The sequence below is a fragment of the Dendronalium sp. ChiSLP03b genome (genome assembly GCF_034531165.2).
GTDB lineage: Bacteria > Cyanobacteriota > Cyanobacteriia > Cyanobacteriales > Nostocaceae > Dendronalium > Dendronalium minutum.
On record NZ_JAVRBR020000097.1, the window covers coordinates 11,592 to 26,847 of the forward strand.

A 15,256-nucleotide genomic window follows, 5' to 3' on the forward strand; every position below is an offset into this window, starting at 1 on the left:
AGTGGTTACTAAACAAAGAACAACTGACAACTGACAAAGGACAAAATATGAAACTAAACCAACTTACTATTACTTTCCTGACTTTTTGTGTTGCCGCTTTTTCTGGAATGAAAGCTGCCGAAGCTGCATTATTTTCAGTACTTGCCGACGGTCTTGATAATGCTAGAGGTCTGAGCTTTGGTCCTGACGGTAATCTTTATGTCACAGAGGCAGGAACGGGGGGAAGTGGAGCTTGTGTTCCACCAGCAAGTGGTCAAGGCGATTCTTTATGCTATGGCGCAAATGGTGCGATCGCTAAAATTGACAATGGTCAGACCAAACGCATACTGACTGGACTTCCTTCCTTAGCATTACCAGATGGTACTGGAGCTTCAGGCCCTCGTGATATCCAATTTGATAGTGCAGGCAAGCCTTATGTTCTGATTGGATATGCAGCTAATCCAGGCGATCGCGATCGCAATCTCGGCGATACCGACCTGGGAAAAATCATCTCTCCTGACTTTGATACCAATTCATGGACGACTATTGCCGACTTTGCTAACTATGAACTCGCCAATAATCCCGATGGCAGTAATTTAGGTAGTAATCCCTTGGGTTTTGTTATAGATGGCGATCGCCTTGTGGTAGCAGATGCAGGTGCAAACGACTTACTCAAAGTCCAGACTGATGGCAGTAATTTGCAAGCACTTGCTGTATTCCCTGAAGATATATTGACTAATCCAGTCTTCCCACCTTCCGGCACTCCATCCACTGAACCCGACCAAGTACCATCTCAAGAACCGCCATCATCAAAGTTTGCTACTCAATCAGTACCCTCAAGCGTAGTCAAAGGGCCTGATGGTGCTTATTACGTCAGCCAATTTACTGGTTTTCCCTTCCCAGAAGGTGGAGCAAAAATCTATCGAGTCGCTGCTGATGGCAAGGCAACAGTCTATGCAGATGGCTTTACCCAACTGACAGACTTAGAATTTGATACTTCTGGCAATTTGTATGCTTTGCAGTACGCTAATCAGTCAGCTTGGAAAGGTAATTTAGAGGGTTCCTTAATCAAAATAGCAACCGATGGCACTCGTACAACCATCCTTAGCGGCAACGGCTTAGAGTCGCCTAGCGCTTTGACTATTAGTTCTGATGGTGCAATTTATATCACAAACCGAGGCGATCGCCCAGGAGTTGGACAAGTCATCAGAATTGAAAATACAAAGTCTGTTCCTGAACCTAATTCTGCTTTAGGCATGTTAATATTCGGCGCTTTGGGTCTTGTTTGGTTGCAAAAAAGCAGAACTACCAAACCGCTTGTAGATGAAGTCGTAGCGCTCAGGTAAAGAGTTTCAACCCAATGACATTGCCTTTCATCAAGGCAACTGAAAACCTGAGATTCATTATGTCTCAAACCACAAAAATTTCTACAAATTACTAACTCTCAATTTTGATAGGTATGAAACTCAAGTCATTTGTTCTGACATTTTTCGCTGTTTGCGCTGCCGTTGTTATGGAATCAAAAGCAGCCGAAGCTGCTACCTTTTCAGTAGTTGCTGAAGGTTTTGATAACCCACGAAATTTAGCATTTGGCCCTGACGGTAGTATTTATCTGACACAAAGCGGTCGCGGTGGAGATGGAAAAGACGGAAGATGCATCCCATCACCTAGCGCGGGATATATTCCTTTATGTGCTGGTCAGAATGGTTCTCTGACTAAAATTGCTAAGGACGGTACAAAAACAAATATCATATCAGGTCTGACTTCTTTGGCATTATCGCCCTCTGGAGAACAAGCAGCCGGTCCTGCGGACTTCAAATTTGATTCTAAAGGCAATGCTTATCTGTTGACGGGTTTAGCAGGCGATCCGAGCAACCGCGATACCGTTTTAAAATCGCCCGATCTCGGAAAACTATACAAAGTAGACTTAAACACTGGTTCGCTGACAAGTCTAGCTGATTTTGCAGACTACGAAACCAAATATAATCCTGACGGCACTGATTTTATTTCCAACCCCTATGCTTTTGCAATTAAAGGTGATAATGCTTATGTAGTTGATGGGGGTGGAAACACCATATATTCTGTGGGTCTTGATGGCAGTGGTATTAAGAACGTAGCCGCATTCCCTCAGAAAGCCATACCTAGAGATAAACTCGAATACCCGGATTTAGGGCCAGATGTAGATCCATCTACACTTCCAGTCACACAACAATCAGTACCTACAGGAATTGCGATCGCTCCTGACGGCAGTTTAACAGTTAGCGAATACACATATTTTCCCTATCCAGAAGGTGAAGCACGTATCTTCAAAGTTGGTGAAGATTTGTCAATACAAACCATCGCTGATGGCTTTACTCAACTGACTGGTGTAGCCTATGACCCTGAAGGCAATTTATATGCCTTGCAACACATCAATAATTCAGAATGGAAGGAAATTCAACAGGGCGGTATCATCACAGGTGATATTGGTGGTTCTTTGATCAAAATAGCCCCTGATGGTACTCGCAAAACTATCTGGAGCGGTGATGGACTAGAGGCTGCTTCTGGTATCACTTATGGCCCTGATGGTAAATTATACATCTCCAACAGAGCTAGACTCGCAGGAGGAGCAGGACAGATCGTTGCGATTGACCCCAATGCTACAAGAGTCCCGGAACCTAGTTCTGCATTAGGTACACTAACGGTTACTGTTTTAGGTGCAGCTTCAATGTTCAAGAAGCGCAAACGTAGCAAAGAATTAGCTAAAGCAGAGATAGTTTAAAACCATTTTAGATTTTAGCTTGTAGTAAGGCTCTAAGCCCTTACTACAAAACCATTTAACCTACACAAGCAGGACTTTAAAAGTATGGGATTAGTCAAAAATCTGTCAATAACTATGGCTGGTGCTGGATTTATGGTTTTGGCAACAGCGACTCAAGCCTTATCGTTAAATTTAAAGTACGAAACTAGTATTGGTAGCCCTGGCTTTGGCCCTGGACAGTTGTTTGTTCCTCAAGGAATAACGGTGAATGACTCCGGGAATATCCTCATTAGCAATGGTCGCGGTCTTAACCCGGACGGCAGTTTTAACCCAAACATCGGTAACAAAGTTGAAGTATTCGACCCACAGGGTAACTATCTTGGAGCAATTGGCGAGGGTGGCAAAGGGCCCGGACAATTCGACGAGCCATCAGCTCTAGAAATCGACCCAGATACTGGAAATCTATATGTAGGTGATGTTTTCAACAACCGCGTTAATGTCTTCGATCCTCAAGGTAACTTTATTAAATCTTTTGGCTCATTTGGCGGTCTGATACCTGGTAGAGCTTTCTTTGGGCCATCCGGTGTAACATTTGACAAAGAAGGCTATGTGTACATTGGTGATTTTAGCGGCGACAAAATCAATAAATACACTAAGGACGGCGAGCTAGTTGGTAGCATTGGCACTTCTGGCACTGAACCCGGAAAGTTTCAAGGACCAGCAGGTGTCAGAATTTCTCCAGTTAGTGGCAAATTCTATGTTAGTGACCAGTTTAACAACCGCGTTCAAGTACTTTCACCAGAAGGCCAACCTATCTTAACATTTGGCAAACAAGGCACTGGAGAAGGAGAGTTTAATCAGCCCATCGGTATTGAAGTAGACGAGTTTGAAAATATCTATGTAGCCGATTCTATCAATAGCCGTGTGCAGGTATTCGATAAAAACGGTAACTTCCTAACTGTATTTGGCGAACCTGCTCGTAATGCATCTGGCGAAATTGTACCAGCTCCTGCATTAGGTGAACCACCCTTTGGCAACCCCCTCGACCTCACACCAGGCGCATTTAACTGGACGGGTGGTACAAGCTACAAAGATGGCAAGCTTTATGTGGGTGATTTCTTCCAAGGTCGCGTGCAAGTGTTAAGCGTAGAAGGTAGAGCTAAAGTGCCTGAGCCTACCTCAATCCTAGGTTTAGGAATATTCGGACTTGGAGCTGCTGCTGCTGCCAAATTGCGGAAAAATAGACAGCAAAAACCAGCCATTTTAAAGTGCTGAGACGCGATTAATCGCGTCTGTACAAGAGTTAGGAGTTAGTAGGGGCGTTTGCTCTTAGCGTTCCCGCAGGGTACGGTCGTTCACCCGTACAGGAGTTATTAAGAATTCCCTTACTCTCTTATATCCTGACAAGTAACTCTTGACTCTTAACTTCTACTTTACTCTGGCTTAAAACCTACAACCTTCAATTTTGACTGAATATACTTTAACGATGTCTGATGGCAGGCCGCTTTGCCTTTACCTACAGCGCACAATTTCCAGGATGACTTTAGGAAGATATAGCTTATGCAAATTCTAATTTATTCTTACAATTATCATCCTGAGCCGATTGGTATTGCGCCTTTAATGACTGAACTAGCAGAAGGACTGGTGAAGCGAGGTCATCAAGTGCGGGTGATTACAGGAATGCCTAACTATCCTCAACGCCAGATATATGAAGAGTACCAGGGTAAGTGGTACGTTACTGAAGAAAAAAATGGCGTTACGATTCAGCGTAGTTACCTGCGAATTAAGTCCAAACCTAACCTCTTTGATAGACTATTACTAGAGTTGAGTTTTGTTATCACAAGTTTGCCACAAGCGTTCAAAGGCAAGCGACCTGATGTGATTCTCTTAACAGTGCCACCTCTACTAGTTTCTTTACCTACAACCTTAATTAGTTGGCTATTCAATTGCCCAGTAGTGTTGAATGTGCAAGATATCCTTCCTGAAGCAGCTGTGCGTGTTGGGCTAATCAAAAATAAGTTGATAATCCGAGTTTTTGAAGCTGTAGAGAAATTTGCATATCGAACTGCTAATACTATCAGCGTGATTGCCGATGGTTTTATGGATAATTTAGTAAATAAAGGTGTACCTGCTAATAAAATTGCCTGCATTCCAAATTGGGTAAACCTCAATTTCATTCGCCCTTTACCGAAGCAAAATAACACTTGGAGAACTGCCCATCAACTAGATGACAAATTTGTCGTGTTGTACTCCGGTAACATTGCGCTTACGCAAGGACTAGAAACAGTAGTAGAAGCAGCAGCTCGCTTGCATCACATCAAAGAAATCGCCTTTGTCATTGCTGGCGAGTCCAAAGCCCTGGAAAACTTACAAAAATATTGTCTTGCTTGTGGGGCAGATAATGTTTTATTGCTGCCATTGCAGCCGCGAGAACAACTACCCAAAATGCTAGCAGCAGCTGATGTCGGGCTAATTGTGCAAAAGCACAATGTGATTTCTTTCAATATGCCTTCTAAAATACCACTGTTATTGGCTAGCGGGCATCCGATTGTGGGTTCAGTTCCCGCTACTGGAACTGCTGCGAAAGCCATCCGACAAAGTGGCGGCGGCATAGTTGTTGAGCCAGAGTCAGCAGAAGCTTTAGCAACTGCGGTACTGCAACTATATACCAATCCTGCTTTGACAGCGCAGCTAGGTAAGCAAGGAAGAAAATTTGCAGTCGAAAACTATTCCTTTGAGCAAGCGCTGGAGCGATATGAACAGCTATTCTTTGATGCGATCGCCAAGAGAGCTGCAACTTTGGATATGTTGCCTGAATTGAGTTCTACTGGTGAGTGATGACTAATATATGAAGCATATGACTTTAGATCGGCTCAGACAAAATGACCAGAGCTTGATCGCTTTGTTGAGCGATCGCCTATCATTACTAAGAGCATTAGAACTCCCTTCTTTAGAAGCACAAATCGCTAATGTGGCTCCCCTGCTTGCTGAAGCTGGCATTCCTGAGTCTGTTTGGGCTGGTGTGGTGCATAGCTGTCATACAACGTTGATTCCTGAGTCTGTGACAAATCATGTCAAACCCCGACAAATTACCATCATCGGTGGGCGCGGTCGGATGGGGAAATTCTTCAAAGAGCAATTTTCTGCTGTAGGTCATAACGTTCGCGTTCTCGAACAAGATGATTGGGAGTATGCAGACCAACTGTTGAATCAGGCAGAATTAGTTTTAATATCGGTTCCAATTAAATATACAGTTGATGTCATTCAGCGTGCAGCCAAATATCTAGCCTCAACTACAGCTTTATGTGACATCACAAGTATCAAGACTCAGCCGACTCAAGCCATGCTCGAATACCATCCAGGCCCCGTCATGGGCTTGCATCCTATGTTTGGACCAAATATTAAATCCTTCTTAGGACAAAAAGTGGTGGTATGTCCAGGACGAAATGAAAACTCATTCCAATGGTTATTAGACTTTATTAAAAGTCAGGGTGTAGAGGTAATTGCTTGCACACCTGAAGAACACGATCAAATGATGGTCTTTGTACAAGCAACGCAGCATTTCTTAAGATTTAGTCTTGGTGTTTTCTTGGCACAAACAAGAATCGAGCTAGACCGCAGCTTATCAATGTCAACTCCCAACTACCGCAAAGAAATTGATATTCTGAAAAGTTTGTTTTCCCAAAATCCTAACTTATGCGTTGATATTATGCTGGCCACAGAAGAAAGATGTCAGGCAATTAGCTCCTTAGCAAATACTTACAGCCGCTTGGCAAGACTGGTGGCAAGAAAAGACCGAACTGCATTAATCCAAGAATTTGAAAATACTCAAGGTTTTTTTAAAGAAGAAAAGCATTATTCACCCACCTTACCTACAATTCCTAAAAAAGATAACCAAAGAGATTTTGAACCACAGATGCACTTCAATAAATAACTTAACTATGGTTTAAAAATCAGTAAAAATGGAATCAGCAAAAATATGGTATTAGACATCAAACCAAATAGTATATTTAATCTGCAATCGATTCATCAAAGTGTCTCAGTTCGCTTCAACTATGAGATTTTATTCACCAATAATCTGTTTAACTTGAAAAATTTCACCTTAGCGCAAGTGATTACAACTGATGGTGAGAAAAAGCCGAAGAAAGTAGTAGCTGTAATAGATGCAGGATTATTACAATACTGGCCTGAGTTACCCAAGCAATTAGCAGCTTATACCAAGTTTTATGCAGAAATCCTAACGCTTGCTGTTGAACCAATGATAGTTCCAGGTGGAGAAGCTGCAAAGAACGATCGCACTTTGCTAGAGCAAATTCACAAATTGATTGAAGCAGCCGGACTGTGTCGCCACTCCTACTTATTGGCAGTTGGAGGTGGGGCTGTGTTGGATTTAGTAGGATATGCAGCCGCAACTGCTCACCGAGGAATTCGCCTCATCCGCATTCCGACAACGGTGTTAGCACAAAATGATTCCGGTATAGGAGTAAAAAACGGTATCAATGCCTTTGGTAAAAAGAACTTTCTGGGTACATTCGCCCCGCCTTATGCAGTTATAAATGACTCTGCCTTCTTGACAACCTTGAGCGATCGCGATTGGCTTTCTGGCATTGCAGAAGCCGTAAAAGTAGCACTCATCAAGGATGCTCGCTTTTTTGATTTTATCCACAGCCACACCGCAGCACTTGTAAGTCGAGACATGGATGCAATGCAACAGCTAATTTATCGTTGCGCCCAGTTACACTTAGAACATATTGCCAACAGTGGCGATCCTTTTGAAATGGGTTCATCTCGTCCCTTAGATTTTGGTCATTGGGCGGCTCATAGACTGGAACATTTGACAAACTACAGCTTACGTCATGGCGAAGCAGTTGCGATCGGCATCGCTTTGGATAGTACTTATTCCTACCTCCTAGGACTGCTTGATTGGTCAAACTGCCAACGGATATTAAATACACTATCGGCACTGGGTTTCACGTTGTACGTGCCAGAACTAGCTGAGCGATCGTCACCACTCGAAGATTCTCGCTGTCTATTCCGAGGTTTGACAGAGTTCCGCGAACACTTGGGTGGAGAATTGACTCTAACACTACTGCAAAATATTGGACAGGGAATTGAGGTTCACGAAGTGGAACTGTCTTTGTACAAAAAAGCAATATCTCTATTGCAGGATGTAGAAAATAGACAGACATTACTAACAGCAAGTTAAGTGTTTGCTTTGGATAGCTTATAGGAAGTGAGGAGTCAGGAGCCAGAATTCAGCATGAATTCTGTGCGACTAGTGGATGAATAAACGGGTTTAAGACCCCATCCAAATCGTAGATTTGGTGGTCTTCAATCAGTCGCGGGTCTGAATCCCCGACGCTCTTGATTCTGAATTCTGACTTCTTCTTCAACAATGAAATTAATATTTTCCTTCTAATACATGTATTAGAGAATATCTATTGAATGATACATCTAAATTTATAACCTGAGAAAGAGGTAAATAATCATAAAAAATATGTTCAATAATTACGTGAGTTTGTTAGTATAAAAAACAAATAATTTGCCAGTCTAATCGAAAGATTATTCATTTAACTATTTCTTAAATTTGAGTAGGCTTAATTAAGAATCTCCAAAGTTTCTAATTGTATAAACTTCGGCAATAATACTACAATCGCCACAGTTTCAGTCAATCGGATTATTCACAGCATTTTTCAGGCTCATAAACCAAAGTTAGGATAGAGTTTGAGACGAAAATCAAAAAGTGAAAAATGAATAAATATATATAAATACTCCATAAAGCCTCTTTTGGATAAATGCTTTTTAACTTTTAATTTCATCTTGTGAGTAATCTAGTTAAAATAACTGAAAAACACTGAAAAATTGCCTTTTATCTGAAGTGCATACAAAATAATGAGTATCTCTTGACCAATAAATAGTAACTATTCTAGAGAAATTACCCATGATTCTTGATTCTTCCTACACAACTCTTGGCGCTGTGCATATCTCTCGCTCCATCGCAGAAGTTAAGATGGACACTGCCCTCGAAGAGATTTTGTTCTACCTAAATTCTCAACGTGGAGGTTTACTCACTAGCAGCTACGAGTATCCAGGAAGATATAAAAGATGGGCAATTGGATTTGTGAATCCGCCACTAGAATTAACAACACGAGATAACGCTTTTACCCTAACAGCCCTGAACGATCGCGGTAAGATATTTTTACCATTGCTGTTAGAGCGTCTATCCCAATCCGAACAACTTCAAGAAGTCAAACAAAATAACAACTATATCGCCGGATTTGTTAAACCTCCACAAAAATTCTTTGCCGAAGAAGATCGCAGTAAACAACCTTCGACATTTACAGTTATCCGTGAAATTCTACATCTTTTTTCTAGTCAAGAAGACGAGCATCTAGGTTTATATGGTGCATTTGGATACGACTTGGTTTTCCAATTTGAGCCAACTTTCCAACGCATAGAACGTGCCCCAGATCAGCGAGATTTAGTGCTTTATCTACCTGATGAATTAATAGTTGTAGATTACTATCAGCAAAGAGCATTTCGTCTGCAATATGAGTTTCAAACTCTGCACGGTAGTACGAATAATCTACCTCGTACAGGTGAATCTATTGATTATCGAGGTCAGTGTTTGACACCGACTCAAATTGCTGACCATAAAATAGGCGAATATGCTAAGCAAGTTGAGATTGCACTTGATTACTTCCGGCGAGGCGATTTATTTGAAGTAGTTCCGAGTCAAAACTTCTTTGAAGCTTGTGAACAGAAACCTAGCCAATTATTTGAAATATTAAAGTACATTAATCCTAGCCCTTATGGATTTATTTTTAATCTAGGTGGAGAATATTTGATTGGTGCATCTCCAGAAATGTTTGTGCGGGTTGAAGGTAGGCGTGTAGAAACCTGTCCGATTAGTGGGACTATTACGCGGGGACAAAATGCTCTTGATGATGCCGTGCAAATTCGTCTGTTACTCAACTCCCACAAAGACGAGGCTGAGTTAACGATGTGTACTGATGTAGACCGCAACGACAAATCCCGGATTTGCGAACCAGGTTCGGTACGAGTGATTGGTCGTCGTCAAATTGAATTGTACAGCCACTTAATTCATACAGTAGATCATGTCGAGGGGACACTGCGATCGCAATTTGATGCTTTAGATGCTTTTCTCTCCCATACTTGGGCAGTTACAGTTACTGGCGCACCCAAACGAGCAGCAATCCAGTTTCTCGAACAGCACGAACGAAGCGCTCGACGTTGGTATGGTGGAGCAGTTGGCTATTTAAACTTCAATGGCAACTTAAATACTGGATTAATCCTGCGAACAATTCGGTTAAAAGACTCTATTGCTGAAGTGCGAGTTGGTGCGACTGTCCTCTATGACTCGATACCACAAGCAGAAGAACAAGAAACAATTACCAAAGCAGCAGCTGCATTTGAGACGATTCGTCGTGCTAAACAAACAGGCGTGAAAACTGAGGAGTGTAGTTCCGAAAAATTCAGCAAATGCGTCCCAGATGTAGAACAAACCAAACGCATTTTATTGATAGACCACGAAGACTCATTTGTTCATACATTAGCCAATTACATTCGCCAAACCGGTGCAAACGTCATCACACTACGTCACGGCTTTGCGGAATCGCTATTCGATACAGAACGGCCCGACCTTGTTGTTTTGTCTCCTGGTCCTGGTAGACCAAGCGAGTTTCGGGTTCCAGAGACTGTAGCCGCCTGTATTCGTCGCCAAATTCCCATTTTTGGAGTTTGTTTAGGACTGCAAGGCATAGTTGAAGCATTTGGCGGAGAATTGGGAGTTCTTAACTATCCCCAACATGGTAAATCTTCGCGGATTTTCGTCACCGATTCAGATTCTGTTTTATTCAAAAACTTGCCAGAATCCTTTGCAGTAGGTAGATATCACTCATTATTTGCCCTACCGCAAAGCTTACCAAGTGAACTTAAAATCACAGCGATTTCCGATGACGACGTAATCATGGCCATTGAACATCAAACACTTTCCATTGCTGCTGTTCAGTTTCATCCAGAATCAATCATGACCCTAACCGGAGAAGTCGGTCTAACAATAATTAAAAACGTGGTGCGTGCATATACGGCTAGCAGAGAGTCATTAAACGCGATTAATCGCGTCTGTACAAAAGTCATTAGTCAATAATTGTTCTTCGCATCTTTGCGTCCTAATTACGAATTAGTATTATGCCTAATCCAGCTTCCTCTATTCGGCATATTCTCGACGAAATTGTGTGGCATAAAAAGCAAGAAGTCGCACAAATGCAAAAAGAATTGCCTTTAGCTTTTTTGCACAACCAGTTAACTACTGCCCCAACTGTGCGAAATTTCTTAACGGCTTTGCAGGAAAACCCTAGCCAACCTAGCTTAATTGCCGAAGTTAAAAAAGCATCACCGAGTCGTGGGATTATTCGAGAGGATTTTGACCCAGTGGCGATCGCTCAAGCTTACGAACGAGGTGGTGCAGCTTGTTTATCAGTCCTGACTGACCAAAAGTTCTTTCAAGGTAGTTTTGCGAATCTGCGTGCTGTGCGATCGCATGTAGCATTACCCCTACTATGCAAGGAGTTCATCATTGACCCCTACCAAATTTATGTGGCACGAGTGGCGGGTGCAGATGCTGTACTATTAATTGCTGCAATTTTATCAGACGAGGAACTCCAAGACTTTTTGCAAGTGATTCACGACTTGGGTATGAATGCACTAGTAGAAGTCCATACCTTAGCTGAACTAGATCGAGTGCTAAAGCTTGACAATCTACGTTTAGTAGGAATCAACAACCGCAATCTAGAGAATTTTACAGTTGATTTAGAGACAACACAGCAACTTTTAGCACAGCGTCAGCAACAATTACAAAGCTTGGGTATCACTGTCGTCAGTGAATCTGGACTGTATACACCTGCCGATTTATCTCTTGTAGCCGAAGCTGGTGTCCGTGCGGTCTTGGTAGGAGAGTCTTTAGTAAAACAAAGTGATGTAGAGCAAGCTGTGCGTAGTTTGCTAAGACACGATCTGCTATGAAAATGCTAATTAAAAATAAACGTCTTGCAGAAGTTGGACCAAAGGGAAAGATTCAAGACTAAAGTAAATAATTTTCTTCTCTACCCTTTCCCTACATTTAAGGCAATAGTTATTACCAATTTCTCGGTGAATTATTAGGATGGCTTCTATCTCTGAAAAATTTCAATCTTTGCGCGATCGCCAACAGTGTGCCTTGATTCCCTTTATCACGGCTGGCGATCCTAACTTAGAAACTACCGCCGAGGCTTTACGCATCTTAGATCGTAATGGCGCTGACTTCATTGAGTTAGGCGTTCCTTACTCTGACCCTCTAGCAGACGGGCCCGTAATTCAAGCGGCAGCTACCCGCGCTTTGCAAAAAGGAACAACATTAGAGCAAGTGCTGGAGATGTTGCAAACTGTCAGTCCTAGCTTGAAAGCACCGATAATTTTATTTACTTACTACAATCCCATTTTGCACCGTGGTATCAAGCCGTTTTTAGCAGAAGTTGCTGCTGTTGGGGTGCGTGGGTTGGTAGTACCAGATTTACCTTTAGAAGAAGCAGAACAATTAATACATACTGCTACTACTTTTGGAATTGAGGTAATTTTGCTTGTAGCTCCTACCAGTTCTCAAGATAGGATTGAAGCGATCGCTCATAAATCTCAGGGATTTATCTACCTTGTGAGTGTAACAGGTGTGACAGGAATCCGCTCTCAACTCCAAGACCGAGTGAAGTATTTACTGACAGATTTGCGAAGCGTTACCGATAAACCTATTGGCGTTGGCTTTGGTATCTCAGCGCCAGAACACGCACATCAAGTAAGAGAATGGGGCGCAGATGCGGTGATTGTTGGTAGTGCATTTGTGAAGCGGTTAGCAGAAGGTAGCGCAACAGAAGGACTGCAAGCTGTAGAACAACTTTGTCGAGAACTCAAAGCAGCAATCACCCCTGTCTCCTTACTACAACAAGTGAGTGCTGCTAAGTAAAAAACTTATCGATTTCTTTTCTGTATGTTCTTTGCGCCGTGTGGATCGATCAAGAGTAACGAACCGCAAAGGGCGCAAAGGATGCGAAGAAGGAAATGCAAAGAAAATTTTGGCTTGGCGAAGGTATTGTGAACGTGAGAGGTTTTAAACTGTGCTAAGTATTCCAAACATTAAAAATACGATTTCGCCTGGAACTGTGCAACCCGACTCTTTGGGCAGGTTTGGTAAATTCGGCGGAAAGTATGTGCCAGAAACCTTAATGCCTGCATTAAGTGAGTTGGAAACGGCGTTTCATCAATATCGCAATGAGGTGAATTTCCAAGGGGAACTACAAAATCTACTACGGGATTACGTAGGACGACCTAGCCCGTTATATTTTGCTGAACGCCTCACGGCACACTACGCTAGACCAGATGGCACGGGGCCGCAAATTTACTTAAAAAGAGAAGATTTAAATCATACAGGCGCTCATAAAATTAATAATGCTTTAGCTCAAGTGCTGCTAGCCAAACGCATGGGCAAACAGCGAATTATTGCGGAGACTGGTGCAGGCCAGCATGGGGTGGCGACTGCTACCGTGTGCGCGCGGTTTGGGTTGGAATGTGCGATCTATATGGGCATCCACGACATGGAACGACAAGCCCTGAACGTGTTTCGGATGAAGTTGATGGGGGCTGAAGTTCGCCCAGTGGAGGCAGGCACCGGCACCCTCAAGGATGCAACTTCCGAGGCAATTCGAGATTGGGTGACAAACGTAGAAACAACTCATTACATCTTGGGTTCTGTGGCTGGTCCTCATCCCTATCCAATGTTGGTGCGTGACTTCCACGTGGTAATTGGCAAAGAAACTCGCGTGCAGTGTCAAGATAAATGGGGCGGGCTTCCAGATATTCTCTTAGCTTGTGTGGGTGGAGGTTCTAATGCGATTGGATTGTTCCATGAATTTGTAGATGAACCATCTGTGCGACTAGTTGGAATAGAAGCAGCGGGTGAAGGTGTAGATACAGAAAAACATGCAGCGACTCTGACGCGAGGAAAAGTAGGAGTTTTGCATGGTGCGATGAGCTATTTACTACAAGATGGTGATGGTCAAGTAGTTGAAGCACATTCGATTAGTGCAGGACTAGATTATCCCGGTGTCGGGCCTGAACATAGTTATTTAAAGGATCTTGGTCGCGCCGAGTATTACAGCGTGACCGATCGGCAGGCACTAGAGGCATTTCAAAGGCTTTCGCAACTAGAAGGAATCATTCCCGCCTTAGAAACTGCTCATGCGATCGCCTATTTAGAAACCCTCTGTCCGCAATTAGATGGCAGTCCCCGCATCGTCATCAATTGTTCTGGTAGAGGTGACAAGGATGTGCAAACCGTAGCCAAAATCCTGAAATGATAACCATAACACCAGCTTTCTCTGACAACATTTCGGTCGCTTCCGACTCCTACGACTGGTCTATTCTATTGAAACAGCTGCTCGAGCGGCGATCGCTTACAACTTCCCAAGCTGGGGATTTAATGCAGGGTTGGCTTACAGATGCTATTCCCTCCGTACTCTCAGGAGCGATTTTAGCGGCAATTCAAACCAAAGGCGTATCCGCAGAAGAATTGGTTGGTATGGCTACCGTCTTGCAATCCCAATCCTCCCCATTCCCCACTCATAACTCTTGTACAGACGCGATTAATCGCGTCTGTACTCTCATTGACACCTGCGGCACTGGCGGAGATGGGGCTTCCACTTTTAACATTTCCACTGCTGTTGCCTTTGTTGCCGCCAGCGCAGGAATAAAAGTTGCCAAACATGGCAATCGTTCTGCATCTAGTAAAGCTGGTTCCGCTGATGTTTTGGAAGCTTTGGGTATAAATCTCAATGCCAGTCCTGAGAAAGTGCAAGCCGCAGTTGGTGAAGTTGGTATTACCTTTTTGTTTGCCCCAGGTTGGCATCCAGCATTAAAGGCAGTCGCTGTTTTGCGAAAAACTTTAAAGGTGCGTACTGTTTTTAATCTGTTGGGGCCTTTAGTAAATCCGATGCGACCGACGGGGCAGATTATTGGTGTGAATGACCCGCTTTTACTAGAGGTAATCGCTGAAGCTTTATCACAATTGGGATGTCGGCAAGCGATCGCACTCCACGGACGAGAACGTTTAGATGAGGCTGGTTTAGCAGATGTCACCGACTTAGCTGTACTCCAAGCGGGAAAAGTACGTTCTTTAACACTTAATCCCCAGGAACTTGGTTTGAGTCCTGCACCGACTGCGGCATTACAAGGTGGAGATATTCAAGAAAATGCGGAAATTTTGAAAGCTGTTCTACAAGGTAAAGGCACTCAAGCGCAACAAGATGTAGTCGCTTTGAATACAGCGCTAGCACTCCAAGTTGGCGAAGCCATTGATGGCGAAACAGATATTTTAGAAGGTTGTGCTAAAGGTCTTGTTCTTGCTCGGGAAGTTCTGCGAAGTGGGGCTGCTTGGACAAAATTAGAACAACTTGCTGAATTTTTGCGCTAATTTCTGATTTCTGTTTGTTT

11 protein-coding genes are annotated in these 15,256 nt (G+C 43.1%); all 11 read left to right on the top strand.

Annotated elements, in window-relative coordinates; genetic code table 11:
- Window positions 1-47 precede the first annotated feature (47 nt).
- The 11 genes from RMY31_RS22765 (at window position 48) to trpD (ending at window position 15,236) form a co-directional block, all read left to right on the top strand.
- Window positions 48-1,325, top strand: a complete 1,278-nt coding sequence (locus tag RMY31_RS22765; protein ID WP_322658016.1) for a ScyD/ScyE family protein — start codon at window positions 48-50, stop codon at window positions 1,323-1,325.
- Window positions 1,326-1,438: 113 nt separating this feature from the next.
- Window positions 1,439-2,740: a ScyD/ScyE family protein gene (locus RMY31_RS22770; RefSeq protein WP_322658017.1), complete on the top strand. Its 1,302-nt coding sequence runs from the start codon at window positions 1,439-1,441 to the stop codon at window positions 2,738-2,740.
- 84 nt (window positions 2,741-2,824) lie between these two features.
- Window positions 2,825-3,994 carry a scytonemin biosynthesis PEP-CTERM protein ScyF gene (gene scyF / locus RMY31_RS22775; protein ID WP_322658018.1) on the top strand — a complete coding sequence of 390 codons (1,170 nt, stop codon included), beginning with the start codon at window positions 2,825-2,827 and terminating at the stop codon, window positions 3,992-3,994.
- Between the two features lie 285 nt (window positions 3,995-4,279).
- Window positions 4,280-5,557: a glycosyltransferase family 4 protein gene (locus RMY31_RS22780; protein WP_322658019.1), complete on the top strand. Its 1,278-nt coding sequence runs from the start codon at window positions 4,280-4,282 to the stop codon at window positions 5,555-5,557.
- Between the two features lie 19 nt (window positions 5,558-5,576).
- Complete coding sequence (gene tyrA, locus RMY31_RS22785; RefSeq protein ID WP_322658090.1) at window positions 5,577-6,653, top strand: bifunctional chorismate mutase/prephenate dehydrogenase; 1,077 nt, start codon at window positions 5,577-5,579, stop codon at window positions 6,651-6,653.
- Between the two features lie 45 nt (window positions 6,654-6,698).
- Window positions 6,699-7,925, top strand: coding sequence for a 3-dehydroquinate synthase (locus RMY31_RS22790; RefSeq protein ID WP_322658020.1), 1,227 nt, complete (start codon window positions 6,699-6,701; stop codon window positions 7,923-7,925).
- Window positions 7,926-8,660: 735 nt separating this feature from the next.
- The gene (locus RMY31_RS22795; protein ID WP_322658022.1) at window positions 8,661-10,889 is read left to right on the top strand and encodes an anthranilate synthase; all 2,229 of its coding nucleotides are present in this window, start codon (window positions 8,661-8,663) and stop codon (window positions 10,887-10,889) included.
- Between the two features lie 41 nt (window positions 10,890-10,930).
- Entirely contained in the window at window positions 10,931-11,764 is an 834-nt protein-coding gene (gene trpC, locus RMY31_RS22800) for an indole-3-glycerol phosphate synthase TrpC (protein WP_322658023.1), read from the top strand.
- Between the two features lie 139 nt (window positions 11,765-11,903).
- Entirely contained in the window at window positions 11,904-12,734 is an 831-nt protein-coding gene (gene trpA / locus RMY31_RS22805; protein WP_322658024.1) for a tryptophan synthase subunit alpha, read from the top strand.
- A 160-nt stretch (window positions 12,735-12,894) separates the two neighbouring features.
- Window positions 12,895-14,124 (top strand): tryptophan synthase subunit beta, encoded by a 1,230-nt coding sequence (gene trpB, locus RMY31_RS22810; RefSeq protein ID WP_322658091.1) that lies wholly within the window; start codon window positions 12,895-12,897, stop codon window positions 14,122-14,124.
- On the top strand, window positions 14,121-15,236 hold the full coding sequence (gene trpD, locus RMY31_RS22815; protein ID WP_322658025.1) for an anthranilate phosphoribosyltransferase: 1,116 nt from the start codon (window positions 14,121-14,123) through the stop codon (window positions 15,234-15,236). The genes trpB and trpD overlap by 4 nt, the downstream gene beginning before the upstream one ends.
- Window positions 15,237-15,256: the final 20 nt, after the last annotated feature.